The 25,190-nt window shown below is 59.9% G+C and carries 25 protein-coding genes and 2 pseudogenes; 10 read left to right on the top strand and 17 right to left on the bottom strand.

Going from position 1 to position 25,190, the window contains the following annotated elements; translation table 11 throughout:
* Nucleotides 1-18: 18 nt before the first annotated feature.
* The 3 genes from FHT28_RS26370 to FHT28_RS26360 all read right to left on the bottom strand — a co-directional run bounded on the left by FHT28_RS26370 (nt 19) and on the right by FHT28_RS26360 (nt 2,479).
* Nucleotides 19-363 (bottom strand): nucleotidyl transferase AbiEii/AbiGii toxin family protein, encoded by a 345-nt coding sequence (locus tag FHT28_RS26370; protein ID WP_081938831.1) that lies wholly within the window; start codon nt 361-363, stop codon nt 19-21.
* A 164-nt stretch (nt 364-527) separates the two neighbouring features.
* Nucleotides 528-1,145, bottom strand: coding sequence for a type IV toxin-antitoxin system AbiEi family antitoxin domain-containing protein (locus tag FHT28_RS26365; protein WP_037199599.1), 618 nt, complete (start codon nt 1,143-1,145; stop codon nt 528-530).
* 185 nt (nt 1,146-1,330) lie between these two features.
* Nucleotides 1,331-2,479 carry an AraC family transcriptional regulator gene (locus tag FHT28_RS26360; RefSeq protein ID WP_348645023.1) on the bottom strand — a complete coding sequence of 383 codons (1,149 nt, stop codon included), beginning with the start codon at nt 2,477-2,479 and terminating at the stop codon, nt 1,331-1,333.
* 266 nt (nt 2,480-2,745) lie between these two features.
* Here FHT28_RS26360 and FHT28_RS26355 point away from each other — a divergent pair, with 266 nt between their 5' ends.
* From FHT28_RS26355 to FHT28_RS26345, 3 genes are read left to right on the top strand one after another with little or no spacing between them, the layout of a single operon-like run.
* Nucleotides 2,746-4,242, top strand: coding sequence for a sugar ABC transporter ATP-binding protein (locus FHT28_RS26355; protein WP_168597802.1), 1,497 nt, complete (start codon nt 2,746-2,748; stop codon nt 4,240-4,242).
* 16 nt (nt 4,243-4,258) lie between these two features.
* Entirely contained in the window at nt 4,259-5,329 is a 1,071-nt protein-coding gene (locus FHT28_RS26350) for an ABC transporter permease (protein ID WP_047561521.1), read from the top strand.
* Nucleotides 5,330-5,368: 39 nt separating this feature from the next.
* Nucleotides 5,369-6,463 carry a substrate-binding domain-containing protein gene (locus FHT28_RS26345; RefSeq protein WP_113108458.1) on the top strand — a complete coding sequence of 365 codons (1,095 nt, stop codon included), beginning with the start codon at nt 5,369-5,371 and terminating at the stop codon, nt 6,461-6,463.
* Between the two features lie 47 nt (nt 6,464-6,510).
* Here the strand turns inward: FHT28_RS26345 and FHT28_RS26340 are convergent, their stop codons facing one another.
* From FHT28_RS26340 to FHT28_RS26320, 5 genes are all read right to left on the bottom strand, one after another.
* A complete protein-coding gene (locus FHT28_RS26340; protein ID WP_168597801.1) occupies nt 6,511-7,542 on the bottom strand; it encodes a LacI family DNA-binding transcriptional regulator in 1,032 nt (343 codons plus the stop codon).
* A gap of 135 nt (nt 7,543-7,677) precedes the next feature.
* On the bottom strand, nt 7,678-8,010 hold the full coding sequence (locus FHT28_RS26335) for a hypothetical protein (protein ID WP_034511374.1): 333 nt from the start codon (nt 8,008-8,010) through the stop codon (nt 7,678-7,680).
* The gene (locus FHT28_RS26330; protein WP_168597800.1) at nt 8,007-8,894 is read right to left on the bottom strand and encodes an NAD(P)-dependent oxidoreductase; all 888 of its coding nucleotides are present in this window, start codon (nt 8,892-8,894) and stop codon (nt 8,007-8,009) included. Before FHT28_RS26330 ends, FHT28_RS26335 begins: the two co-directional genes overlap by 4 nt.
* Nucleotides 8,891-9,433, bottom strand: coding sequence for a gluconokinase (locus FHT28_RS26325; RefSeq protein WP_168597799.1), 543 nt, complete (start codon nt 9,431-9,433; stop codon nt 8,891-8,893). The genes FHT28_RS26330 and FHT28_RS26325 overlap by 4 nt, the downstream gene beginning before the upstream one ends.
* Nucleotides 9,402-10,160, bottom strand: coding sequence for an SDR family oxidoreductase (locus FHT28_RS26320; protein WP_168597798.1), 759 nt, complete (start codon nt 10,158-10,160; stop codon nt 9,402-9,404). Before FHT28_RS26320 ends, FHT28_RS26325 begins: the two co-directional genes overlap by 32 nt.
* Nucleotides 10,161-10,246: 86 nt before the next feature.
* Between FHT28_RS26320 and FHT28_RS26315 the strand changes: the two genes are divergently transcribed.
* Together FHT28_RS26315 and FHT28_RS26310 are read left to right on the top strand one after the other, a co-directional pair.
* Nucleotides 10,247-11,194, top strand: coding sequence for a 2-hydroxyacid dehydrogenase (locus FHT28_RS26315; protein WP_168597797.1), 948 nt, complete (start codon nt 10,247-10,249; stop codon nt 11,192-11,194).
* 10 nt (nt 11,195-11,204) lie between these two features.
* Nucleotides 11,205-12,236 (top strand): L-idonate 5-dehydrogenase, encoded by a 1,032-nt coding sequence (locus FHT28_RS26310; protein WP_168597796.1) that lies wholly within the window; start codon nt 11,205-11,207, stop codon nt 12,234-12,236.
* Between the two features lie 62 nt (nt 12,237-12,298).
* Here FHT28_RS26310 and FHT28_RS26305 read toward each other — a convergent pair whose 3' ends face one another.
* The gene (locus FHT28_RS26305) at nt 12,299-12,718 is read right to left on the bottom strand and encodes a heme-binding protein (RefSeq protein ID WP_113108452.1); all 420 of its coding nucleotides are present in this window, start codon (nt 12,716-12,718) and stop codon (nt 12,299-12,301) included.
* A gap of 90 nt (nt 12,719-12,808) precedes the next feature.
* Between FHT28_RS26305 and FHT28_RS26300 the strand changes: the two genes are divergently transcribed.
* Entirely contained in the window at nt 12,809-13,699 is an 891-nt protein-coding gene (locus tag FHT28_RS26300; protein WP_168597795.1) for an SMP-30/gluconolactonase/LRE family protein, read from the top strand.
* Nucleotides 13,700-13,833: 134 nt separating this feature from the next.
* Here FHT28_RS26300 and FHT28_RS26295 read toward each other — a convergent pair whose 3' ends face one another.
* The gene (locus FHT28_RS26295; protein WP_168597745.1) at nt 13,834-14,067 is read right to left on the bottom strand and encodes a hypothetical protein; all 234 of its coding nucleotides are present in this window, start codon (nt 14,065-14,067) and stop codon (nt 13,834-13,836) included.
* A gap of 333 nt (nt 14,068-14,400) precedes the next feature.
* On the opposite strand from FHT28_RS26295, the gene FHT28_RS26290 reads away from it, so the two are divergent.
* Entirely contained in the window at nt 14,401-14,754 is a 354-nt protein-coding gene (locus FHT28_RS26290) for a metalloregulator ArsR/SmtB family transcription factor (protein WP_051964083.1), read from the top strand.
* Nucleotides 14,755-14,873: 119 nt separating this feature from the next.
* Here FHT28_RS26290 and FHT28_RS26285 read toward each other — a convergent pair.
* The 5 genes and pseudogenes from FHT28_RS26285 to FHT28_RS26265 all read right to left on the bottom strand — a co-directional run.
* Nucleotides 14,874-15,120 (bottom strand): annotated as a pseudogene (locus tag FHT28_RS26285) (response regulator); the annotation flags it as partial.
* A gap of 309 nt (nt 15,121-15,429) precedes the next feature.
* Nucleotides 15,430-16,158, bottom strand: coding sequence for a 7-carboxy-7-deazaguanine synthase QueE (gene queE, locus FHT28_RS26280; protein WP_168597794.1), 729 nt, complete (start codon nt 16,156-16,158; stop codon nt 15,430-15,432).
* Complete coding sequence (gene queD, locus FHT28_RS26275; RefSeq protein WP_037199635.1) at nt 16,155-16,511, bottom strand: 6-carboxytetrahydropterin synthase QueD; 357 nt, start codon at nt 16,509-16,511, stop codon at nt 16,155-16,157. Before queD ends, queE begins: the two co-directional genes overlap by 4 nt.
* Nucleotides 16,511-17,221, bottom strand: coding sequence for a 7-cyano-7-deazaguanine synthase QueC (gene queC / locus FHT28_RS26270; protein ID WP_168597793.1), 711 nt, complete (start codon nt 17,219-17,221; stop codon nt 16,511-16,513). The genes queD and queC overlap by 1 nt, the downstream gene beginning before the upstream one ends.
* A 169-nt stretch (nt 17,222-17,390) precedes the next feature.
* A complete protein-coding gene (locus FHT28_RS26265) occupies nt 17,391-18,497 on the bottom strand; it encodes an aldo/keto reductase (protein WP_168597792.1) in 1,107 nt (368 codons plus the stop codon).
* Nucleotides 18,498-18,639: 142 nt separating this feature from the next.
* On the opposite strand from FHT28_RS26265, the gene FHT28_RS26260 reads away from it, so the two are divergent.
* Both FHT28_RS26260 and FHT28_RS26255 read left to right on the top strand, forming a co-directional pair.
* On the top strand, nt 18,640-19,551 hold the full coding sequence (locus FHT28_RS26260) for a LysR family transcriptional regulator (RefSeq protein WP_168597791.1): 912 nt from the start codon (nt 18,640-18,642) through the stop codon (nt 19,549-19,551).
* Nucleotides 19,552-19,799: 248 nt separating this feature from the next.
* On the top strand, nt 19,800-20,207 hold the full coding sequence (locus FHT28_RS26255; protein ID WP_168597790.1) for a helix-turn-helix transcriptional regulator: 408 nt from the start codon (nt 19,800-19,802) through the stop codon (nt 20,205-20,207).
* A 229-nt stretch (nt 20,208-20,436) separates the two neighbouring features.
* Here FHT28_RS26255 and FHT28_RS26250 read toward each other — a convergent pair whose 3' ends face one another.
* Nucleotides 20,437-21,702: a pilus assembly protein TadG-related protein gene (locus FHT28_RS26250; RefSeq protein WP_168597789.1), complete on the bottom strand. Its 1,266-nt coding sequence runs from the start codon at nt 21,700-21,702 to the stop codon at nt 20,437-20,439.
* A 301-nt stretch (nt 21,703-22,003) separates the two neighbouring features.
* Here FHT28_RS26250 and FHT28_RS26245 point away from each other — a divergent pair.
* Nucleotides 22,004-22,603: pseudogene (locus FHT28_RS26245) on the top strand (EAL domain-containing protein); the annotation flags it as partial.
* A gap of 45 nt (nt 22,604-22,648) precedes the next feature.
* On the opposite strand, the gene FHT28_RS26240 reads toward FHT28_RS26245, so the two are convergent.
* Nucleotides 22,649-25,120, bottom strand: a complete 2,472-nt coding sequence (locus tag FHT28_RS26240) for a glycoside hydrolase family 3 C-terminal domain-containing protein (RefSeq protein WP_168597788.1) — start codon at nt 25,118-25,120, stop codon at nt 22,649-22,651.
* Nucleotides 25,121-25,190 lie beyond the last annotated feature (70 nt).

Here is a 25,190-nt window from a genome sequence, read left to right as displayed (position 1 = left end):
CATGGCCATGGCCTGAAACTAATCAGCAACAACCGTTTCTCGCGCATAGGCGCGGAGCCTAAGCGCAGGGAAATCCAGCATCGGGCACAAGTGCATCGCCGAAACCGATGTCAACCGTAAGGTTGATGCGGGCGCGCTTATCGAAGCGACCATCCGCAGTCTGAGACCACCATATTCCACTCCCTCACGGATACGATCCACACGAAGAGTTTCGGCATCGAACGTGACGCCGTCATCAGCTTGTTGCGCCAGAATATCCGGAAAGGTTTTCAGCATCGGATCAAGTTCCGGGTCTCCAAAGCCCAACAGATCGAGACCACGGGTGCCGCGGTGCGGATCGTCAAACCAACTCATCATCAGCATTGCCCCCTTCAGAACGAAGCGACCAGCGTAGGGCGACTGGCTTGAGCCTAAGCAACAGCCGCTCAAGCGCGAAGCATGTCAGAACCAAATCGACGCTTTGTCCGCTTGTCTTGGCGAGTTGCAACAGGCGAGCTCACACCGAGGCTGCGACGTTTCTGACTTGTTTAGCCATTGACAGTCAGCGCCTCGAGGTATGGGCGGATCACGGTGCCAACGCCACCGCGCACCGCCTGGTTGGCTATCTGACCAGGAGTAGCACTTCGTTTTCTTAGAGCCTCCTGAAGCCCCTCAATTGCCACGGATAGGCCGATCTTGTTGCGATAGCGGAAGCAATCGGCAATTGTCTTGGCAACTCCGAAAATCTTTACGGGAACCCCCTCGATGGTGTGAATCTCGACACCTTCGCTGAGCAGTGTTTGCGTGAAGCGCACGATGCGAATAGGCATACGATCCGGTTTTGGAGCCCAATCCCTGTTGCCTATGGAAAGCCACACTTGTCTTGGAAGCTGGTCCGTCAGCCCGTGGAAGGCGAGGGCCGAGACAAGGCAGATGACAGCTTTTGGAGAGCGCTTAGCGGCCTCTGCCAGACTGTGGTTGGCATCAAGCTCCGCATCAGGAAGTTGATAGAGACCTCGCGCAAGCCGTATCACCTCCCGATCCCGTTCCATTCGGCTCATGGTGGCCGCCGTCACACCTGCCCTCCGCAGTTCTGCCAGACGTGCTATGCCGCGCTCAGCGAGCACGGCCAGCGCGATTTGACGTTGAGTGACGGAGCCGGGCATTGATATAAAAACTCGGATATTGGGATCTATTATCCAAGGTTTTGTATCAAAACGGCCAGGCTCGAGAAAGCCCATGTGTGCTAAGACTCTCGCCATTTTACGGTGGGCCCAGTGACCTTAAGGGAAATTTAACCTGCACGTCATTTCACTGAATCGACGAGCCTTCCGATAAAAACTGTTGAGTTTCACAACTGTCTGACCCGTATTTTCATTTGACGTCGGTCCATTCGGTCGTCGCGTCGGCGCAGCCTGGCTGTGTCGGAGGGCATTTCGCTGAAAGCTTGATGATAGAGGGCGGCAAAACGCCCCATATGTGAAAATCCCCAACTACGCGCAATTTCGGCGACCGCCTGCGAACGGGCCGGATCCATCAATGCCCCGCGTGCGCCCTGCAGGCGTATCGTTCGCAAATAGCTGAGAGGCGTCGTATTCTTGAACTGCTGAAAGGCGGCTTGCAGCGCGCGAACGCTCGTGCCGGCCTCACGCGCGATTTCGGCGATACCCATATTCGAGCCGACATTGGCATGCATGTATTCTATCGCCCGTTTCAACCGTCTGGGTATGGCCGGTGAAGCCGGCTTCAGCATTCGTTCCGAATAGTTATGCGGCACAGCTTCGAGCAGCGCGATCATCATCGCCTGCAACAGATGCTCAGTGAATGCGGAGGAGGATCGGTCAGCATCTTCCACCGTCAGGCTCTGCCAGATAAGATTTCCAAGGGTCGCGATCTGCATGCCTCTTGCCGACGACAGGTCGACGGTATCGGTAAATTCCAGATCGTCGAGTACAGGGGCGTCGAGCAGTTCACTCAATTGCCGGATGAGCGCCGATTTCTCGAACGCAATGCCCATATGGCTGCGCTGCTCGTGCAATGTCAGCTTTTCGAATGAGGACATATCACCCACCAGCCCCTCGCCCGGCTTCGACACAAGCTCCCTGGATCCCACATCGATCGCCATCCCGCCCGAGGATGGAATGTAAAGCCCGTAGGCATCCGGGCCGCCCGAGAGTGACACGCTCATGCCGGAATTACATTTGCCGTTCCAGATGCTGCAATAGCCCACCGTGTAATGACGGTCTTCAACTGAGATCAGCGCGCGCCGATGCAAAGGTTCGACGACGGCGGGAAACAAGGTCCTGGCATAGTGTGCCGTCATCTCCTCGGCATCGGCATCTTCGATCTTGAACATGGATTGAGTAGCGTATCTCAAATATAGCCCTCTCCAGCGCCCAAGGGCGCGCCTCCCGAGATATTGCTCAACGACAACGCGAGTATATCTTAATTTACACCCTTGCTGTAAATTAACACTAGAGCATTCGTCGCCGAAATGCACTACCTAAGAAATATTGTACCCAAAGGGCGATAGTAGTGCCGTGATTAGTACCATGAATTAAATTAGCGATTGTTTCGATATTCATGTGATGATTGCGAACATCTGGAGATTTATTTTAATCATAAAGAAGTTTATCCCTGCTGCCGCACGACAACCTTCCCATCAACGCACGGAACCGGCGGGAAGCATCATGCCAGCGTGGAGCCTCTTGACGGAATGTTATCGATAACATAGCCTCTTCCCATCGAAGCTTTGGGAGGAGCGGGATGGACGACGGAAAGCTGCTCGAATTCTGCGATATCACCAAGGAGTTTGGTGGAACGCGTGCCCTGTCGAATGTATCGCTCGATCTGAAGCAGAGTGAAATCCTCGCGCTTCTCGGCGAAAACGGCGCGGGCAAATCGACGCTCATCAAGACACTGGCAGGCATCTACAGGCCAGACGGCGGACAGATCCTGTTTCGCGGCAAACCATATCAGCATCGTCCGCCGCAACCCAACCAGCGCCAACCGATCGCCTTCATCCATCAGGATCTCGGCTTGATCGAATGGATGACGGTGGGTGAGAATGTCGGGCTTGCGCAGGGCTATTCGCTGCGCGGCCGGCTGATCGATTGGCGGGCGACCGAACGGCGAACGGCAGAGGCCTTGAAGCTCGTCGGCTGTGATTTCGATCCCTCGACGCGCGTCCAGGAACTGACGAGAACGGAAAAGTCGCTGGTGGCGATCGCCCGCGCGCTGGCTGTCGAGGCCGATGTTCTGGTCCTCGACGAACCCACAGCCAGCCTGCCCGCCGATGAGGTCGAGAAGCTGTTTGCGGCCATTCGCCCGCTCAAGGAGCGCGGCGTGGCGATGATCTACGTCTCCCACAGGCTGGATGAGATCTTCCGTATTGCCGACCGCGTCGCCGTGCTGCGCGACGGACAACTGGTGGGACAGAAGCCCGTTTCCGAAACCACGTCGGACGAGCTCATTCGGATGATCGTCGGGCGCAAGGCCGACCAATTGTTCGTCAAGGCGGAACGAAGCTCGGGGCCGGCCATCGTCTCGGTCAAGGATCTCGCCTGCCGCGGCGCCGGGCCGGTATCCTTCGATATCCGGCAGGGGGAACTTCTCGGGCTTGTCGGATTGCGAGGCGCGGGCCAGGAACTGATCGGACGCGCGCTGTTCGGCTGCGAAGCATCGAGCGGCACGGTGCGGCTCAACGGCGTGGAACCCAACCTTTCGAGCCCGGTCGCCGCCATGGCGTCCGGCATCGGCCTGATCGCCAGGGACCGCACCGAAGAATCGGTCGCGATGTCGCTCAGCCTGCGCGAAAACACCTTTCTCAATCCTGACGCCTCCGGGCGTGGCCTGATGTCGTTCCTCTCGCCGCGCAATGAAGCCGAGAAGGCCTATTCGCTCGGCAGCCGGGTCGGCCTCAGGCCCAACGACCAGAGCCTTGCGATCGAGGCCCTATCTGGCGGCAACCAGCAGAAGGTCGTTGTGGGACGGTGGCTGGCGACGGGCCGGAAGCTGCTGATCGCCGAAGATCCGACCGCGGGCGTCGATGTCGGCGCCAAGGCTGATATCTATCGGCTGATCGCCGAGGCGGTGGAAGGCGGCCTTGCCGTTCTCGTCGTTTCCACCGACTTCGAGGAAATCGCCCACATCTGCCATCGTGCCCTTGTGTTCTCGCGCGGCCAGATCGTGCGCGAACTCAGCGGCGCCGACCTTACAACACCGGCGGTGATCGCCGCCGCATCTGCATCCGAAGCGGCCTGAACCGGAGGGGAAAACCATGCAATCGATCGAATCCAATGCGCTCGAACCCACACGCTCCGAGCTGTCGGCAATGAGCTTCGGCCAGAAAATCCAGCGTCTTCTGCCGGTCTACGGCCTCGTCATCCTGACGGCCCTGCTGATCCTGTTGTTTTCCATTCTGCTGCCGCAGACCTTCCCGACCATGCTTAATCTGCGCTCGATCATTTCCGACAAGACCATTATCGCGATCCTGTCGCTCGCGGCGATGATCCCGATGGCGGCGGGCCGCATCGACCTGACGATCGGCTACGGCATCGTGCTCTGGCATGTGCTCGCGATCAGCCTGCAGACGATGTTCGGCCTACCCTGGCCCGTCGCGGTGCTTATCGTCATCCTGCTCGGCGCCTTTACCGGCTTCCTGAACGGGCTCCTGGTGGAAATCGCCAAGATCGACAGCTTCATCGCAACGCTCGGCACCGGCACCGTGCTTTATGCCATCGCGCTCTGGCATACTGGTGGCCGACAGGTGGTCGGCATGCTGCCGCAGGGTTTCTATGCACTGAACGGCACCATGGTATTCGGCCTGCCAATCACCGGCATCTATGTCCTCGTGCTTGCCTTCGTGATGTGGATCGTCCTCGAATATCTGCCGATCGGCCGTTACATCTATGCCATCGGCGCCAACCCGAAGGCCGCTGCCCTGAACGGCATCCCGGTCCGCCGCTTCGTCATCGGCGCCTTCGTCACCTCGGGCACGCTTGCCGCCGTTGCCGGCGTCCTGCTCGCCTCCAAGCTGCGCATCGGGCAGGCAAGCGTCGGGCTTGAATATCTTTTGCCGGCGCTGGTCGGTGCGTTTCTCGGCTCTACCACGATCAAGCCCGGCCGCGTCAACGTCTGGGGCACGATGATCGGCGTCATCATCCTGGCGGTCGGCATCGCCGGCATCCAGCAGTTCGGCGGCTCCTTCTATGTCGAGCCGCTGTTCAATGGTGTCACCCTGCTCGTTGCCATCGGCATTGCCGGATATGCGCAGCGCCGGCGCAGTCACGCCGGGCGCATGGCCCCGGTCCAGAAGCCGCAATTGTCCGCCGCACCAGCGGAGAAATGAACATTAGCTCAGTTTGAACATCCAATGGGAGGAGACGAAATGAAACGCAGACAATTCCTGCAGGCAACGACAGCCGTATTCGTGTTGTGCGCCAGCCATGCCTATGCCGATCCGATGGTGGATGCGAAAGCCGTTGTGGACAAATACGCAACGGCGGTCACCAAGTGGGACGGCCCGGCGACCGGCCCGAAGGCGCAAGCGGGCAAGACGATTGTCGTTCTCGCTGGCGATCTGAAGAACGGCGGCATTCTCGGCGTCAGCAACGGCGTCGAGGAAGCCGCCAAGGCCATCGGCTGGCAAGTGAAGGTTCTCGATGGCGCGGGTTCGATCGGCGGACGCACGGCCGCTTTCGGTCAGGCCATGGCGCTCAAGCCCGACGGCATCATCATCGACGGCTTTGATGCGGTCGAGCAGGCACCGGCGCTTGAAGAGGCAAAGGCTGCCAAGATCCCGCTGGTTGCTTGGCACGCAGGCCCGGTGATCGGCCCCGACGACAAGAACGGATTGTTCGCCAATGTCAGCACCGATGCCATGGAAGTCTCGAAGGCGGCCGCCGACTGGGCCTTCGTCGATGCCAAGGGCAAGCCGGGCGTGATCATCTTCACGGACTCGACCTATGCGATCGCCATTGCCAAGGCCGACAGGATGAAGGTCGAGATTGAACGCCTGGGCGGCAAGGTGCTGGAATATGTCGACACGCCGATCGCCGAGACGTCACAGCGCATGCCGCAGCTGACCACGTCGCTGCTGCAGAAATATGGAGACAGCTGGACCCATTCGCTTGCCATCAACGACCTCTATTTCGACTTCATGGGTCCTTCGCTCGCCTCAGCCGGCAAGGGCGGAACCGATGCGCCGATCAACGTCGCCGCCGGCGATGGCTCGCAATCAGCCTATGAGCGCATCCGCGCCGGCCAGTATCAGAAAGTGACCGTGGCGGAGCCGCTCAATCTCCAGGGCTGGCAGCTGGTCGACGAGCTCAATCGCGCCCTTTCCGGCGAGAAGTGGTCCGGATATCTGTCGCCGCTGCATGTGGTGACATCCGATAACATACAGTCCGACGGCGGCCCGAAGAACAGCTTCGATCCGGATAACGGCTACAGAGATCAGTACAAGAAGATCTGGGGCAAATGATCCCAGTTGCGCGGAAATGGCGCGGTCTTCGGGCCGCGCCGTTTCACTTAAGGGACAAGCTGAAGCTGACGGCTGCTATCACGGACGATCAGTTGAGTTGAAATCCTGACATTGCCGACCGGCTGCGCATTGTCGAGAATATCGAGGATCAGCTGGGCGGTTTGCTCGCCGATTTCCCTGGCAAAGGCATTGATCGTCGTCAGCGTCGGTACGCATACCTCACCGATTTCATAATTGCCGAACCCACCGATGGAAAAGCGCTCCGGCACGGGGACGCCCAGCCGGCGACATTCCGTCAGCGCGCCATAAGCGGCAAGGTCGGAAACGCAAACGACCGCCTCTGTGTCGGGATAGATCTCGATCAGCTTCGCCATGGCATTGGCGCCCTCGCGCATTGAAATTGGCGGAGGCCCAGCGGCGATCAGTCTCGAAGCGTCGAGGCCATGCGCCTGCATCGCTGCAATGAAGCCAAGTCGACGCTCGCTGCCGCGCGAATCCCGCTGAACGTCGCCACCGATAAAGGCGATACGCCGACAGCCCGAGGCGACGAAGTGGTCGACCATATCGCGCATGACCGCCGTGTTGGAAAAACCGACAAAGTGGTCGATTGGATCGGCTGGAATATCCCAGGTTTCGATGATCGGAATGGCCACCGTCTGTAGAAGCCGGCGCGCTCGCGCCGTGTGCGAGCCACCGGTCACCACGAGAGCCTGCGGCTTGCGGCGCAGAAGCTGCTCGATCAGCCGCTCCTCCTCATCGATATCGTAGTTCGTATAGCCAAGCAGGATCTGCATTCCCCGCTTGGCCAGCGTGTCGGAAAGGCCGCCGACCGTGTCGGCGAAATTGGCGTTGTTGATGGAGGGAATGGTGACGGCGACAAAATCGGACTTTTGCGAACGCAGGTTGGAGGCCGTGCTGTCGAAAACATAACCCAGATCTTCCGCCGCCTTCAGAATCGCTTCCCGGGTCTCCGGGCTGACTAGACTGTCCGCCTTGAACGCACGAGACACCGTCATCGGAGAAACTCCCATGACGCGGGCTATGTCTGCCATAGTGGGCGGTTTGCGATTGCTACTCATCAATGGCCTTATGTTATCGTTACCATGAGAGTAATATGGCTTCCCCGCTAATAGCAAGTGCGTCTTTCGTCCATCCAGACGATGAGAAATGCGGAGCCTTTCGGCCCCGCGTAACGATTGTCTCAGGAGATTGGCCTATAGCTGGAACTCATGGGCGAGTGTCACGTGATGATGAATGCGCCCTTCGAAGAAGCGTGACAGCACGGCTTCAGTTGCCGCCCGCGCTTCGGTACGCACGGGGCTGGCAAGGGCAGCCTCGACAGCCGCCAGATCCGGATAGTTGACGGCGAGGATCATCGGAAATTCCGGAGCCCCCTCGTCACGCGCTTCGGCAAAGGTAACGCGTACGTCGAGCGCACCGGGAAACTGCTTCCATTTCGGCAGGATCGTCTCCATGACGGCGGCGCGAAAGGCCTCCGCTTCGCCTTCCCTGACCTTGCCTTCGAATAATGCGTATCGGGTGATCATCCGGCGATTTCCTTGTTCGGTCCCTTGAAGAATTCCATCAATGCAGCCTGGTCCTCGCCGCCGAGGCCGGCGGCCGTCAGCATGCGATGTATCTCGGCGCAGACAGCCGTCAGCGGCATGGCGGTGTTGGTGCGTCGGGCAAGATCCTGGGCGCCGTTCAGATCCTTGACCATGTTGTCGATCCGGCCGGTGCGGCGATAATCCTTGGTCACATAGCGCGGCATATATTCCTGAAGAATGGCGCTGTCGGCCCGACCGCCCTTCAATGCCTGCGGGATCTTGGCGGCATCCACACCAGCGTCGAGCGCCAGTTGCGTTGCCTCCGCAACCGCCAGAAAATTCAATGCGCAGAGGACCTGATTGATGAGTTTGGTCGTCTGACCCGCGCCGACCGGCCCCATATGGGTGTAGTTCGATGCGACATGGCGCAGCACCTGATGGGCATCCGAGACGTCCTCTGCGTCACCACCCGCCATCAAGGTCAACTGTCCGATCAGCGCCTTCGGAGCGCCGCCGGAGAGTGGACTGTCTACCCAGCGCAACCCCTTCTCCGCCGCTTCGCCGGCGAGCGCCTTTGTCGCATCCGGATCGATCGACGACATATCGATGATCAAGGTTCCGCGCTGCGCCCCTTCGGCAACCCCACCCGGCCCGAATACCGCGCTGTGGACGACCTTCGGCGAATTCAGGCTCAGGATGACGAAATCTGATGCCGCGGCTGCCGCTGCGGCACTGTCGGCGGCATGTGCACCCTTGGCTGTGAGCGCGGCCACCTTCTCCTTGTCGAGATCGAAAACCGTCAACTCGTTGCCAGTCTGCACCAGGCGGGCGCCAATGGCACCGCCCATCGCACCGGCGCCGATCAGCGCCACCTTGTTGCTCATAACTGCTCCTCCTCCAATGCGGCGATGATCGCCGCCACGACCATATCCAGCGGCTGGTCGATATTGACAGTGATAGCTTGCTCGTCTGCACCGGGCGGCTCAAGTGCTGCAAACTGGCTCTCCAGCAAGGCAGACGGCATGAAATGATCCCGCCGCGCCTCCAGGCGCCGAAGGATGGTCTCCTTCGTGCCGTCGAGATGGATGAAGGAAACCGGCGCGCCGACGAGGGAGCGGATCCGATCGCGATAGACGCGCTTCAGGGCTGAGCATCCGATCAGCGCCGTATCGTCCGCCAGTGCCAGGCGCGCGCCGACCCTGTCGAGCCATGGCCAGCGATCAGCGTCGTTCAACGGGATGCCGGCGCTCATCTTGGCGACATTGGCCGGCGGATGCAGGTCGTCTCCATCGACATAGGCACCAGCAAGACGAGCAGCGAGTGCTGCACCGACCGAGGACTTACCACAGCCGCTGACGCCCATGACGACGAAGCGGCGTGGCTGCCCCTTATCAGAGCGAGGCTGTGATGCCGCCATCGACATAAAGCACATGACCGTTGACAAAGGAGGATGCGTCGGACGCCAGGAAAATGCAGGCGCCGACCAGTTCTTCGACCTGCCCCCAACGGCCGGCCGGCGTGCGCTTTTCGAGCCACGCGGAAAAATCGGCGTCGGCGACGAGCGCCGCATTCAATGGCGTGTCGAAATAGCCGGGGGCGATGGCGTTGCACTGCAGACCGTATTTGGCCCAATCCGTCGCCATGCCCTTGGTGAGATTGCCGACGGCGCCCTTGGTTGCCGTATAAGGCGCGATCGACGGCCGTGCCAGCGCCGTCTGGACGCTGGCAATGTTGATGATCTTGCCGGCGCCGCGCTTGATCATATGGCGCGCGACGGCCTGACCGACATTGAAGACGCTCGATATATTGGTGCGCAGCAGCCGTTCGAAGGCGTCTGCGGGGAAATCTTCCAGCGGCGTGCGGAACTGCATGCCGGCATTGTTGACCAGGATGTCGATCGCGCCCTTGTCCGCCTCGAAAGCATCCACCGCGCGGCGCGCGGCCTCATGATCCGTGGCATCGAATGGCAGAATATGTACCTTGCCGTCGAAGCTACCCGCCGCCTTGGCGAGCTTTTCCTCGTCGCGGCCATTGAGCACCAGTTCGGCGCCCGCCGCCGCCAATCCCTTGGCGAGCGCAAGCCCGATACCTTGCGATGAACCGGTAATCAGGGCGCGCCGCCCGTTCAGATCGAAGAGGCCAAGAGACACGGTTTCCTCCGTTTTTTATCTCGACAAAGACTGTTCTCCCTGTTTATGTTATCGATAACATTCGATGTCAAGTGAGGAGACGAAAGATGGACAAGCCGCCAATCCTGCAGATCGGGCCTTATCCGCAATGGGATCAGGAACCGCTCGATGCGGCGTTTCAGGTCCATCGTTATTTCGAGGCTACCGACAAAGCCAAGCTTCTGGCCGAGGTCGGCCCATCGATCAAGGCGATCGCGACACGCGGTGAACTTGGCGCCAATCGCGGCATGATCGAAGCCTGCCCCAATCTGCAGCTAATCTCGGTCTATGGCGTCGGCTTCGACGCAGTCGATCTGCAGGCCTGCCGCGAACGTGGCATCCGTGTCACGAATACGCCTGATGTGTTGACCAATGACGTCGCCGATCTGGGTGTCGCCATGATGCTGTGCCAGTCGCGCGGCATGCTGGGCGCTGAAACATGGGTGCGCGACGGCAGTTGGGCTGAGAAGGGTCTCTATCCCCTCAAACGCCGCGTCTGGGGACGGCGCGCCGGCGTGCTCGGCCTCGGCCGCATCGGTTTCGAGGTCGCCAAGCGCCTGAAAGGCTTCGACCTGCAGATCGCCTATTCCGATGTCGAGGCGAAATCTTTCGCATCCGACATGAAGTTCGTGGCCGATCCCGTTGAACTGGCACGGCAATCTAATTTCCTGTTCGTGACGCTTGCTGCATCGGCCGCGACCCGCCATATCGTCGGACGTGAGGTGATTGAGGCGCTCGGGCCGGAGGGTATGCTGATCAATATATCCAGAGCCTCCAATATCGATGAGGAAGCCCTCCTCGAGGCGCTCGAGACCGGCAAGCTGGGATCGGCGGCGCTCGACGTCTTCGAAGGCGAGCCAAAGCTCAACCCACGCTTTCTGGCGCTCGACAATGTGCTGCTGCAGCCGCATCATGCCTCCGGCACGATCGAGACGCGCAAGGCCATGGGCCAGCTCGTGCGCGACAATCTCACCGCACACTTTGCCGGCCAGCCGCTGCCCACACCCGTTCTTTGAGGAGAAAGACATGAAGGCCATCGTCGCTCACGCCGCCAAGGATGTGCGGATCGAGGAGTATCCGGAGGAGGAACCGGGCGCTGGAGAGGTCAAGCTGAGACTGGCGACCGGCGGGGTCTGCGGCAGCGACCTACATTATTATCATCATGGCGGCTTCGGCACCGTTCGCTTGAAGCAGCCGATGATCCTTGGGCATGAGGTCAGCGCGACTGTTGTTGCACTCGGGTCCGGCGTGGAGGGCCTTGAGATCGGCCAGCTCGTCGCCGTCTCCCCTTCCCGCCCCTGCAGGACCTGCCGCTACTGCCAGCAGGGACTGCACAATCAGTGCCTCAACATGCGCTTCTACGGCAGCGCGATGCCCTTTCCGCATATCCAGGGCGCGTTTCGCGAGACGCTGGTTGCCGACGCGATCCAATGCGTTCCGGCGAATGGCCTGACACCCGGCGAAGCGGCCATGGCAGAGCCGCTTGCCGTCACCCTGCATGCGACGAGACGCGCCGGCGAGATGCTCGGCAAGCGGGTTCTCGTGACCGGTTGCGGTCCGATCGGCGTTTTGTCGATCCTAGCAGCGCGGCGCGCTGGCGCGGCCGAGATCGTGGCGACCGACCTTTCGGATTTCACGCTGTCGCTCGCAAAGCAGGTGGGCGCCGACAGGATCATGAACACCAAGGACGAGCCTGAGGCCCTTGCCGCCTATTCGGCCGACAAGGGTACTTTCGATGTACTCTACGAGTGCTCGGGCGCTGCTGCCGCTCTTGTCGGTGGGATCGCGGCGCTGAGGCCGCGCGGCATTATCGTGCAGCTCGGTCTCGGCGGCGACATGACGCTACCGATGATGGCGATCACGGCCAAGGAACTGGAACTGCGCGGCTCCTTCCGCTTCCATGAGGAATTTGCCGTCGGCGTCGACCTGATGCGCAAGCGCCTGATCGACGTGCGCCCGCTCATCACCCATTCGGTGCCGCTTGCCGATGCGATCAGCGCATTCGAGATCGCCTCGGATCGCAGCAAGGCTATGAAGGCACAGATCGTCTTTGCCTGACCGACGAGGAACGGCCTGATATCCGTCCAAGACGAGGGCGGATCTCACCCGACAGGCTCATCTTATTCGAGATCGGCACCAATCGCCGTAAGGGCAGCAAGGGCGACCTGCTCATCCTGCTCGCCGGAGCCCGATCCGACACCGATCCCGCCAACGACCGTACCCGAAAAGCGGATCGGCAGTCCGCCGCGTAATCCCGTCGCCTCCCCTTGCGTTGCGGCAGCCAGCAGCAACCTAGCATGCTCAGGCAGGGAATGGCTCGGCGCGCCGATCGAGGCAGCGGTCCGCGCCTTGGCAAGCGCGCTTTTCAGCGACTGGAAACGCGAGCCGCGCATGCGGAACGAGCCGAGCGTCACGCCGCTCTGATCGACGATGACGATGCATTGCGGTTGACCCATCGCGGCGGCGGCCGAAATTGCGGACGTCAGCAATGTCATCACACCCTCATCGCTCAAGATACTCGACGCCAGAATGTGGCTCATGCACAATCCTCCCTGCTTGCGGACTGAGTTGGATATGTTATCGATAACACATCGATTAGGCGATGTAACATTATGGGAGGTATTGTCACAATGTCGTTCTTCGAGATCATCGACCCGGCCTTCGGGAAATTCGTCCTCGGCAACGCTCCCGTCAAGCAGATTGCCACGGGGTTCGACTGGGTGGAAGGCCCGGTCTGGTTCGGAGACCTGAATTGCCTGCTGTTCTCCGATATCCCCAATAATCGCATCATGCGCTGGATCCCGGGTGTCGGCACCAGCGTCTTTCGTGAGCCGTCGAATTTCTCCAACGGCCATACGCGCGACCGGCAGGGTCGGCTCGTCAGCTGCGAGCACGGCGGCAGGCGCGTGACGCGCACAGAGTTCGACGGATCGATCACGGTGATCGCCGACAGCTATGAGGGCAAGCGGCTGAATTCGCCCAACGATGTCATCGTCGCCTCGGATGGCGCCATCTGGTTCACAGATCCCCATTACGGTATCGCGACGGATTACGAGGGGCATAGAAGCGAGCAGGAACTGCACTGCAACGTCTATCGCGTCGATCCCTCCGGCGCGATGCAGGCGGTGCTGACGGACTTCAATTGCCCGAACGGGCTCGCGTTCAGCCCCGACGAGAAAAAGCTCTATGTCGCCGATACTGGCCGCATGCATAGCGGTGATCCGCAGCACATCCGCGTCTTCAGCGTCGGCGAAAACTGGCGCCTATCGGGGGGAGAAGTGTTCCATGCGATTTCGCCAGGCTGCGCCGACGGCATGCGGCTCGACACCGACGGCAATCTCTGGTCGTCGGCGGCCGACGGCGTGCATTGCATCGCGCCGGACGGGCATGTAATGGGCAAGATCCTGGTGCCGGAAACGGTTTCCAACCTTTGCTTCGGCGGGCGCGGCAAGCACAGGCTGTTCATAACAGCGACCACAAGCGTGTATGCGATTTCGCTCAACCGCAGCGGGACACTTTGATAAGCGACCGCCGGAAAGCAGGCCGTCGATCCTGGACCGTGGGCGCCTGTTTACTCGACTACAGGGAATGGAACCCTTGTCACGACAATCGCCGATTACGGGGCGACTGTCATCACTGCACGCAACTCATAGTTTCAGCGCAGATCGGCCCGAGTGCCGGAACGCAGGCGAGCGCGAGCCATCGGCTTCGGGCCGACCGACAGGTCCCGGCCGGCATTGCGCCCGACCGCCTCCGCGCGCTGCAGTCTGAGTGCCACATCCTGCAACAGGTTCGCCATTCCGGCGACAGATATGCGATCCGCGCGCATGACCTGGCGGATCAGCGGATCTTCAAGAACTTCAGCGATCGTCAAGTCCCTGTGGGTCATGTTAGCTCCTGTTCGTTAGAGCAGAAGATAAACCGCTTAATTAGCAGTGCGATGTCAAAAGCCGGTCAAAAACAAGGCAGTCGGTTCGATTTTGTTACAGAATAATTGCAAAACGACTTGCGCACATATTCCCAAATTGCGCTCAGGCCCTAGTTGTCGCGTCACGAAAGGCCGATAAACGACAATCGGCCTGAGTGGGAGGTCCGGTTGCTCCGCGTGGGCGCAACGTTTTGCAACAAATCAGAATATAATTTTGCAACGTTCGCGTTTATTATCGCATGTCGCCTGACCTTCGAAGATTGAACAGCTTCGCTAATAACGATCGGTCGCGTCATGTATTCAGATCAGACAAAAGAAGATGAGCGCCTCATTTACCATGCAGATCTTCTAAGCCAACTCTCCAATCCGAAACGCCTGGAGGTTTGTATCCACCTGTCGGATCACGAGGAGGACGTCAACAGCCTGGCCAAGAGGCTTGGAATATCGCAATCGGCTCTCAGCCAGCATTTGACGCGGCTTCATCAGTCGGGAATCGTCAAGGTGCGCCGTCAAGCGCAATTCCGATACTATACCTGCGACCATCCGGGCGTGCAGCGCATCCTGAAGACCCTATCGGAGATCTTTGAAGCCGATCCGGACCGCACGGCGCAAGACGTCGCCGATAGCTCCGAGCGCAGCAAATCTTGAAGCTGTGCGGGTAATTACTGCGCAAGCCGATCGGATGATGGCGGCGAGCGCAGGCATCAGGTCACTTCATCTCCACCAGCAAAGCATCGGCGCCTTTGCGAATGCCGACCTTGGAGGCCGTCGACGTCCTCGTGCAGGGCGGTCAGCATAAGGATTGGAACGGTTCGATCCGCGCGCAGCCGCCGGCAGGTGCTGAAACCGTCCTCGCCGGGAAGCATTGCATCGAGCACGATGAGATCGAACTTTTGGCGCGCAAGCAGGCGATCCATGTCAGCGCGTTTGACGCGGAGATTGCCCTGAAACCGTTGCTGGTTATGAGCTCGACCAGCATGCCCGCTATATCGTGTCGTCCTCGACGATAAGAATATGAGATTATGCGGAAAACGCCATGTCGCGGTTCGCTGCCTTCGCTGGAAAGCCGGTCGCGCGATCCTTCGCGCACAAAATTATCTCACCGGACCGCTGATCTGCCACGTTCACGTCAGCGATGCAGCTCCCACGAGAAGGTGACAAGCGCTACCGATGCTCGGCCATTGGATTTTTCCGACACGATGCCTTTCCAAAAGTTGAAGCTCGGGGAAAATAGCAGGTGCCTCGTGAAGCTGTGTTCGAAAATGGTGAGTTATGTTGCGGCGGCAGAAGAGAAGGCGAAGGCCTCCCCGGCTCCGGCCCTGCTCAGACACCGCGCTTGTTGCCCCAGATGAGCACATGCAATTGCGGCAGGACCCTCGCCTCGAACCACCTGTCATCGCTGACCTTGTCCACGAGCCAGCGCATTCGCTCCATGACACCCTCGATGTCGACGATAGCATCGTCGGCATCGGGCGGCGGCGGCGTATGATTACCGGGCTGCAGGTAAACAGGCAGTTGCGGATAGCGAGAGGCAGCCGAGCGCGCATAGGCATAATCGCCATCATCAAACACGACGATCTTCAGCGCGACCTGCGGCTTTTCCGCCGCCATGCGCAGACAGTCGTCGAAGGCGCCCCAATCCGTCACCATGCCGCTTGATGGCGGCTTCGGGCTCAACACAAGCGTGTCGAGCTCGGCGAACCATTCCTTGGCGACGCTCCCCTGCGTTTCCAGCGCGAAGCGATAGCCTTCCCTATGACCGCGCGCGATCAGCGGACCGAGTGGCTGGATGGCCGGATTGCCGCCCGAGAGCGATATCGTCAGCGGCCTGCCGCCGGAAAGCCTCGTCACCTCCAGCCAGACCTCCTCGACCGACATTGGCCGCCATTGATCGCGATAATCGCTGTCGACCGCATGCAGCGTATCGCACCAGGAACAGCGGTAGTCACAGCCGCCGGTGCGCACGAAAATCGTGGGGAGGCCGATCAGGATGCCCTCGCCCTGGATCGTCGGTCCGAATATTTCGCTGATACGAATTCGCGTCTCGCTCATGGCCGGTATTCCGCCCAGGTCTTCGGCGTCTCGCTGACGCGCACCGCCGACGTCTCGGGCAGACGGGCCTTGCACCAATCGTAGAAATGCCTGGCGAGACATTCCGACGTGACGCGGCCATGGCCAAGGACATCGTTCAGATGGCGATGGTCGAAATTGTCGTCGATATAGCGCTTCAGCGGCTGAAGCTCATGATAATCACGCACGAAGCCATTGCCGTCGAGCTCGGCGGCCGAAAGCTCCACCACGACGATGTAGTTGTGCCCATGCAGCCGCGCGCATTGATGATCGTCGGGAAGATGCGCCAGCTGGTGCGAGGCGGAGAAATGAAACTCCTTGGTGATGCGGAACATCACTTCACCTCCTGCGCCGAAAAGCCCGTCGTCGCGGCTACCCAGAAATCGGGATCCTCGTAGTCCGTGGGGTCTTCGACGTCGGTAAGATGGAAGGCTTCGCGCCGCTCGACGCAGGTGCCGCAGCGCCCGCAATGGCGAGTGCCGCCCTTGTAGCAGGACCAGGTTTCGGCGAAGGGCGTCTGATGCCGCGCGCCGTCCGTGACGATATCCGCCTTCGAAATAGTCACAAAAGGCGCATAGAGCGAGACGCTGGCATAGCCTTCCAGAGCATGGTTCTGCATCTGCTGGAAGGCATCGATGAAGCCCGGCCGGCAATCCGGATAGATGAAGTGATCGCCGCCATGGACAGCGACAGCGACGGCATCCGCCTTTTGTGCCGCCGCAAGCCCGAAAGCGATTGCGAGCATGATCGCGTTGCGGTTCGGCACGACGGTCGCCTTCATGGTCTCTTCGGCATAGTGCCCATCAGGCACATCTATGTCGTCAGTGAGCGCCGATCCGGTCAGGTGCTTGCCGATGGCGGTGATGTCGATGATCTCATGCGGTACGCCGAGACGCTTGGCGCAGGCTGCAGCGAATTCCACTTCCTTGCGATGCCGTTGGCCGTAATCGAAAGACACGAGGCCGATGAGCTGATGTTCGGCCGCCACCTTGTGGGCGAGCGAAACGGAGTCCAATCCGCCGGAGCAGACGACGATAGTCTTCATAATTCAGGATCCCTTGTTTTGACCGGGTGGGCTGCGACCGGATTTCATTGCCCTTACGGGCTACGGCGCGCTCAGTAGCAGCAGAACTCGGCGGAAACAAGGACTCTGGCACTATAACGGTTTTGGGCCGGCATCGCTGCCGGCCCAAGGCAGGCCCTAACCTGCAACGTTAGCTGACGCCGGCAAACTTCCCCGAAATATTCAGATCCGGATAATAACCGGCCGGCTTGTCGCCTACCGTCTGACCGCCGGTCATAGCGCCCTGGATCTCAGATCCGAAGAAGGAATAGGGGAAGGTCGGCTGGAAGGCGCTGACATGGTCGAGCCTCTGCCGCAACTCCGAGGGAATCTCGAAATCCAATGCGCCGAGGTTGTCGTTCAGCTGCTCCAGCTTCGTGGCGCCGATGATGATCGAGGCCACGCCCGGTTGGGTCATTGCCCAGTTTACCGCCACCTGTGCCATGCTGCGCCCAAGCGCGGCGGATACCTTTTCCAGTTCGGCAACGATTGCCCAGTTGCGCTCGTTGAATTTCTGAAAGCCCGGATTTGTCGTCCCTCGCACGGTCTCGAGCCGACCGCCCGTCGGCTCCGCCGCGCTCGGGCGGTACTTGCCGCTCAGAAGGCCGCTCGCCAGCGGGCTCCACGCCATGATGCCGGCGCCATAGCGCGTGCCGAACGGGATGAACTCATTCTCGACATTGCGCTCCGCCAGCGAATATTCGAGCTGCAATGCCGATATTGGCGCATAGCCTCTGTGTTCGGCAATGGCCTGGGCGCGGCTGGCGTACCAGGCCGGCACGTCCGACAGGCCGACGTGAAGCACCTTTCCCGAACGGACGAGATCGTCAAACGTACGCATGACCTCCTCGGGCGGTGTCAGGCGGTCCCAGCAATGCATCAGGTAAAGATCGATATGGTCGGTGTTGAGCCGCTTCAGCGAGCCCTCGACGGCGCGCAGTATGTTCTTGCGGCCATTGCCGGCGGCGTTCGGTGTGTGTGCCTGAAGGTTCATGCTGAATTTAGTCGCGATCACCGCCTCGTCGCGCAGTCCGCGTTCGGCGATGAACTCGCCGAGCCAGGTTTCCGACGTGCCGCCGGTATAGGCATCCGCGGTATCGAAGAAATTGCCGCCAGCCTCGACATAGGCGTCGAAGATGGCGCGAGCTGTCGCCTTGTCCGACCCCCAGCCCCATTCCGTGCCGAAGGTCATGGTGCCGAGGGCAAGCCGCGTTACTTTCAGGCCGCTATCGCCGAGAGTGAAGAATTGCATGCTCATGAATGTGCTCCTCATTGCCGCGTCCGGCCTCGTTCGGATGGTCGATGGAGCCCGTCGGCGATTTGACCTGCACAGGATTCCCCCTTTCCCGCCCTGCGATAAGATCATTTAATTCGCATGCATTGTGCGATATGATTCATGAATGGATCGCGATCTGCTGCCTCACCTTCCCATTATCGTCGCCGTGGCTCGCCGCGGCGGTTTCGCCGCCGCTGCCAGTGAACTGGGGATGAGTGCATCTGCTGTCAGCCATGCCGTCCGATTAGTGGAAGAACGGCTCGGCCAGCCGCTTTTCGCGCGGACGACCCGCAGCGTGGCGCTGACAGAAGCAGGCAGGAGCCTGATCGGCACCGTGACGCCAGCTTTGCAGGATATTCACGAACGGATCGAGCGCATCCGCGCCGTCAAGGGAAGGCCAAGCGGCCTTTTGCGCATCAATGCCGCGCGCGTCTGCCTGCCGCTTGCGGTCACGCGGGTGATCGCAGCGATGGCCGAACGATATCCCGAGGTCGAGGTGGAAATCTTTTCCGACGAGCGACTGACCGACATCGTCTCCGAGGGCTTCGACGCCGGTATACGTATCGGCGAAATGATTGCTCAGGATATGGTGGCGATCCGTCTCACCCCTCCCTTTCGCTCGGTCGTGGTCGCCTCCCCCGCCTATATCAGCCGCCATGGACGACCGACGACACTGGGAGAACTTTCCAATCATAATTGCATTGGTTATCGGCTCATCCGCTCCGGAGGTCTCTATCAATGGGAATTCGTCGAGGACGGCCGGGATGTGGCCGTCACGGTCGGCGGTCAAGCGATCGTGACAGAAGCGCATTCGGCGATAGAGCTTGCACTGGCAGGCATCGGACTTGCCTATGCCTTCGAACCGTTGGTGCAAGCGGACATCCAGGCTGGCCGACTGGTTCATGTATTGGCCGACTACGCCGTCACCGAGGGCGGCCTCTTTCTATACTTTCCGCGTCGAGCCGAGTTGGCGCCAAAACTCAGGGCCTTTATCGATACGATAAGGCAAATCGGCCGCGAATCGGCTGCAAACTAGGCCGCGTATCGGGCTAGGGGTGTCCACTTGACGCCCTTCGCAATGTTCAGATAGCGCAAACATTGTACCAAATGCGCAAGAATCGGATGCCGTGACGACGGCCGGGATGAATTGACATTGCCGTCTCATATGACACCCGGCAGTCATAAGTCGAGGGCTCTGCCGACATGATGTCCAGGATCCCGCGGCCTCCCGCCCGTCGACCCCCCGCAGTTCGATGGGCGGCACCATCGCCAGAAAGAGGGTCTATGCAAGATACGTCGAAGCGAAAGCCACCCAGCCCAATCGATATCGAGGTCGGAAGACGCATCCGGATGCAACGGCGCATGTTGGGCATGAGCCAGACGGCGCTTGCCGAAGGGCTGAACGTGACGTTTCAGCAGGTCCAGAAATATGAGAAGGGCACAAATCGGGTCGGCGCCAGCCGGTTGCAGCGTGTTGCAGACTGCCTCGGCGTGTCGATTTCGCATTTCTTCGACAACCCGGTTGCCGAGTCCAATGCTTCGGTAAACGAGGCAATGGGCGTCAGGAATGACCTTGTCAGCTTCCTTTCATCTGATGAAGGTGCCGAACTCAATCGCGCCTTTGCTAAGATCAAGGACACAAAGACGCGGCAGAAGATCATAGGCCTGGTCAAAACGCTGGTCACGGCGTAGCCCATCCGTGGCCCGAAGCGGCATATGCCGTTGCGCGCTCCACGAGATACTCTGACCGGGCGGCAGCCAACCGCTTGAGAGACCGATAGAAGCGGCTCCGTCTCGGACCCAAAGCACCCGAATGATGAGCGAGTTCTATCGCGTTGGAGCCAGGAGCCGCCCTCGTATGCGGGGCCGCGTGCAGACAATCGTGCGACGGCACGACCTGGTCGGTCATCGGATGCACCCGTCAGCCTGTCAGTCGAGGCGTCCGAATGACCTTGAGGAACAGTGCATTCATCGCATCGGAAATACCCTGTGTTGGGCTGACTTCGAAATAGAGGCCGGGCGACGCGCAGTTTTGCAGGTTCGTGCCGATCTGCGATTGGAACGGCGCGATCCAGGTATTATACCAAGCATTCTGCGGCAGCGGGAAATAGGTCGTATAAAGAATGGCAATCTTGACGTTCTGGTCCTTCAGTGGCTTGCAGAAGGATATATCGAGCGGCTCCTGACAGCGACCACCCGTCGTCGGCTTGGTGCATGTGCTGGGCTTGTAGCTATCGCCAACCCCATCGGTCACGAAGAACAGGACCTTGGCGCGATCCGAGCTTGTCGTTCCGCCGCCGCCCGTGCCGACGATCGGCTTGAGCTGCGTCAACATCGTGTCGAAGCTCGTGTCCTGGTCGTTGTTGTAATTCTGTTTGGGCGTGGTCATCAGATCGACCGCGCCGGTGGAGGTCTTAACCTGAGCCATATCGGAAGACAGAGCGGACACGCTGGTCAGACCCGCGCTTTCCGCCTTGGTACCGAATGTGTAGACGGCCATGCGATACTGGTCGGGGGTCGAACGGTTGGTGACAGCCGTATCCGTCAGCGACTGCGTTGCTTGCCGTACCACATCGATACGCATCTTGACATTAAGACTTTTCGCTAAGTTGTAATAATTATTAGTCGTATCCAGATTGTGACAAGCGAAAGCACAGGTGTCGGTGGTGTTCTTTTGCATCATCGCGATGTCATCCGAAGTGGCGCCCACACCCATCGAAGGCGTGTTATCCAACAACATGTAGAAATCGATGAAGCTTGCAGTCTGATATTGCGCGGAAGCCGTGCCGCTGATCGGGATCGAGGTTTGCCCCATGATCTGCATCAGAGTCGTCGGCACGCTGGCCGAGAAGTTCACCGTCGACTTGACGACATTCGAAACCCTGTTGACGGAAATATTCACGTTGACAGGCACATTTTGCAGGTCGCCGGACGTCTGGCCGAAGAAGAGTTTCCGTGCATCATCCTGACCGACGCTGACGGTGCCGTCGCTGGTCATCTTCAGCGCGGCGGCGACCGCTGGCGACGAGTCAGCGATCGCGCCGAGCGCTGCAGCATCCGCCGCATTATAAAGCTCGGTTCTGGCCATCAGTGCGTTGGTGATGTCTATTGCCATTCCGGCAGCGGCAATCAGGGGAACCGCAAGCAAGACCGTGACCGTCGCGAAGTTCCCGGCTCGATCAGCCATCAGCTTTCGCGATAGCTGCTGAAGTCTGCGGATAGGTCTGATGCGGGCTTTTGGTCTCTTCACGAACGAGCTTTCATATAATGGAAATTGCATAACATACTAAGCACAATCCATGTTTAGTATAATTTTCAAATATACTTAAATACATTGTCGCCCATAAAGATTGATATTCGGCTAATATCCAGCATTACATTTTAGGATTCGCTGTATTTCCAACGGAATTACTTGAAACTAAATTTAAGCTTCGAATATTGGAGTCAGTTCTCGGATCAGTGTTCTGACGAGAGATCTCCATCGCTGCTTGCGAACAGCCTGCAGGCAGGCAGCCTCATGGGACAGGCCCTACAAGATCGCCGTCAATCTCTCGCCAGTGCAGTTCGCCCATGCGGACCTTGCCAAGCTTATCCATTCGATCCTGTTTGAAACTAGCTTGTCTCCGGCAAGGCTCGAACTGGAAATCACCGAATCCACCATCATCGCCGACAAGAGCCGCACCCTGCATGTGCTGCGACAGATCCGAACGCTTGGCGTCACCATTGCAATCGACGATTTCGGAACGGGATATTCGTCGCTCGACACGCTACGCTCGTTCCCTTTCGACAAGATCAAGCTCGATCGCTCCTTCATGAGCGAGGTAGAGCGCAGCATCCAGGCGAAGGCGATCGTCCGCGCCGTCCTCGCGCTCGGCAAGAGCCTTGAAATTCCCGTTCTGGCCGAGGGCGTCGAGACCAATCACCAGCTCGAGATTCTTCGCACCGAAGGCTGTGACGAGGCCCAGGGCTTCTTTCTCGGACGGCCAAAACCGGTCGGCCAGATCTTTCAGCCGGATCATGCTGCCGACGACGGGCTTGGCTCCTCATTTTCGGGGCGTATCCCGCCCGTGCGCATGCGCCGTCGTTAGCAGCAGTCGTATGGCCTGACCACTAACGGCGCCCCTGTTACGTTGTCAGATGGAGGGATCCGAAGTTTTGCCGATCCATTCCCTGGGGTTTTCGATCGTGATCACCGAGCGGATATCCGTCGCATTGGCAGCCAGCAAAAGCTGGTAGCGGCCGGCAGCGGCGCGGAACGCCTTCGTCTCCATATCGAAATAGCTGAGATCGCGGGGCTTGACGAGCAGCGACGCCCTGCCCGTTTCTCCACGAGCAAGCCGAAGCTTGGCAAAAGCGCGCAACTCCTTGTCCGGTCGCTCTACCGTCGCGGCAAGCGGCCGCACATAAAGCTGCACCAGTTCCGATCCCGCTCTGTCGCCGACATTGGTGAGGTCGACCGTGACGGTGATGCCGTCGGGTTCCATCTCCGTCGTCGACGCCTGCCCCTCGCCCCAGGAAAAGCGCGTATAACCGAGACCGAAACCGAAGGGGAACAAGGGTTCGATGCCGCGCGTATCATGGTGACGGTAGCCGACGAAAACGCCTTCGGCGTAGCGCACATGTCCGTCCTTGCCGGGATAGATCGCGGCATCGTCTGTGATCGCGGAATTGTCCGCCAGGCGCTTCGGGAAGGTCTGAGGCAAGCGGCCACCGGGCTCGGCGTCGCCGAACAGCACATCGGCCACGGCGTTCCCAAGTTCCTGGCCTGGATACCACATCTGCAGCACAGCCTTGACCTTGTCGAGCCATGGCATCTCAATAGGTCCGCCCGTCTGCAGCACGACGACCGTATTGGCATTGACCGCCGCCACCCTTTCAATCAGCTCTTCCTGCCGGCCGGGCAGGCGCATGTCGGGCAGATCGAGCCCTTCGGTGTCCCATTGCCCATCGCGGCCAACGAACAGCAGCGCGATATCAGCGGCACGTGCCGTCTCGACGGCCTCTGCCATGTCCGCTTCGCCGAGAGGTTTCTCCACGCCGAAGCGGACGGCCGTCAGATTGATCCCCTCCTCGGTCGTCGCGGAAGAGCAATACTCGACAACGATCTGATATTGCTGGCCGGCCTCAAGGTGTACTCTCTGACGCTGCTCGACATTGGCCGTGCCGAAATAATTGTCGCCGCGTGTCCAGCCGTCATAACCGTTCACGACCAGTCTGCCGTCGACATAGAGCTTGGCAAGGCCGGCATTGGTCATGCCGAAGATGTGTTCGCCGCTTTCCGTCGGTGTGTAGAAAGCCGTCATGCGCGCGGAGAAGTCGCTCGGATCAAGCTCGGGGGACGGCAGGTCGAACCAGAAGAACTCACCCTTATTCGCCGGCTCCGCCGCCACCGGCGAACCGGCCAAGTTTTGGCCCTTGAAGTATTCCACTCGCATCTCGCCGGAAAAGAGATTGATCAGACGATTGTTGCGGCAGCCCGCGGCATAGCGGATGCTGTTGGCATTCGATAGCGCCGCGCGGATGCCTTCAAGCGGGCTGATCTTATAATGAGCGGCAATCTGGGCACTGCCGCCGCCCATGACGCGCGCCTCGGCGGCATTCGGCCCGATAACGGCCACATGCCCGAGCCCTGGTTTTTGCAGCGGTAGAATGCCATCATTCTTAAGGAGAACCGCGCCTTCGGCGCCAAGCTGACGGATCAGAGCCCTATCCTCGGGCAAATCCGACGCATGCTCCGTCAAATCCGGGGTGATCTCGAAGGCGCCGACGCGTTCAAGCAGCGTCAGGATGCGGCCGGCGGTCGCACGGACGGTCTCGGGCTTGACCTCACCGTTCCGTACCGCCTTCACGAGCTTTTCGCCGCGATCGCGCGACGGCCCCGGCATTTCCAGATCGAGCCCGGCATTGACCGTTGCTACGGTCGAATGCGAACCGAACCAGTCTGACATGACGATACCGTCGAAACCCCATTCTTCACGCAGGACCTTTGTCAGCAGCCAGGGGTGCTCGCTGGTATAGGTGCCGTTCAATCTATTGTAGGAGGACATGACCGCCATCACGCCGGCCTTCTTCACGGTCTGTTCGAACGGCGCCAGGTAGATTTCGCGAAGCGCGCGCTCGTCAATATCCGACGACATCGTCTGTCGTTCGATCTCGGACTCATTGCCGGCGAAATGCTTGATCGTCGCGGCAACACCCTGGCTCTGCACGCCCTGGATATAGGCAACCGCGAGCGCTGCCGTCAGCATCGGATCTTCGGAGTAGCATTCGAAATTGCGGCCATTCAGGCCTGAACGATGGATATTGACCGTGGGCGCCAGCAGGACTGCAGCGCCCTTGCTCTTCGCCTGGCCGGCCAGCGCCACACCCATGCGTTCGACTAGCGCCGGGTTCCATGTCGCGCCGAGGGCGATGGCAACCGGAAAGCAGGCCGCATTGACGCCGGCGACCAGCGAGCCGGCACCTCGCGCGCCATTCGGACCATCCGTGACCTTGATCTTCGGGACGCCGAGACGCTCAATCGGCACGGTGGTCCAGAAATCGGCACCCGCAAGCAGCGAAACCTGTTCCTCAAGCGTCATCCGGTCAAGAATATCGTCGATCATAAAACCTCCCGAAGTTTTCATTGGCTGTCCCCCCTCGCGACGCGGGACAGAGATTCTCGTCCGAAGAGAC

It is taken from the genome of Rhizobium sp. SG570 (assembly GCF_012275345.1).
Taxonomy (GTDB): Bacteria; Pseudomonadota; Alphaproteobacteria; order Rhizobiales; family Rhizobiaceae; genus Rhizobium; species Rhizobium lusitanum.
Note: the sequence above shows the minus strand (reverse complement) of the source record. Positions and strands in the feature narration are given on the sequence as shown.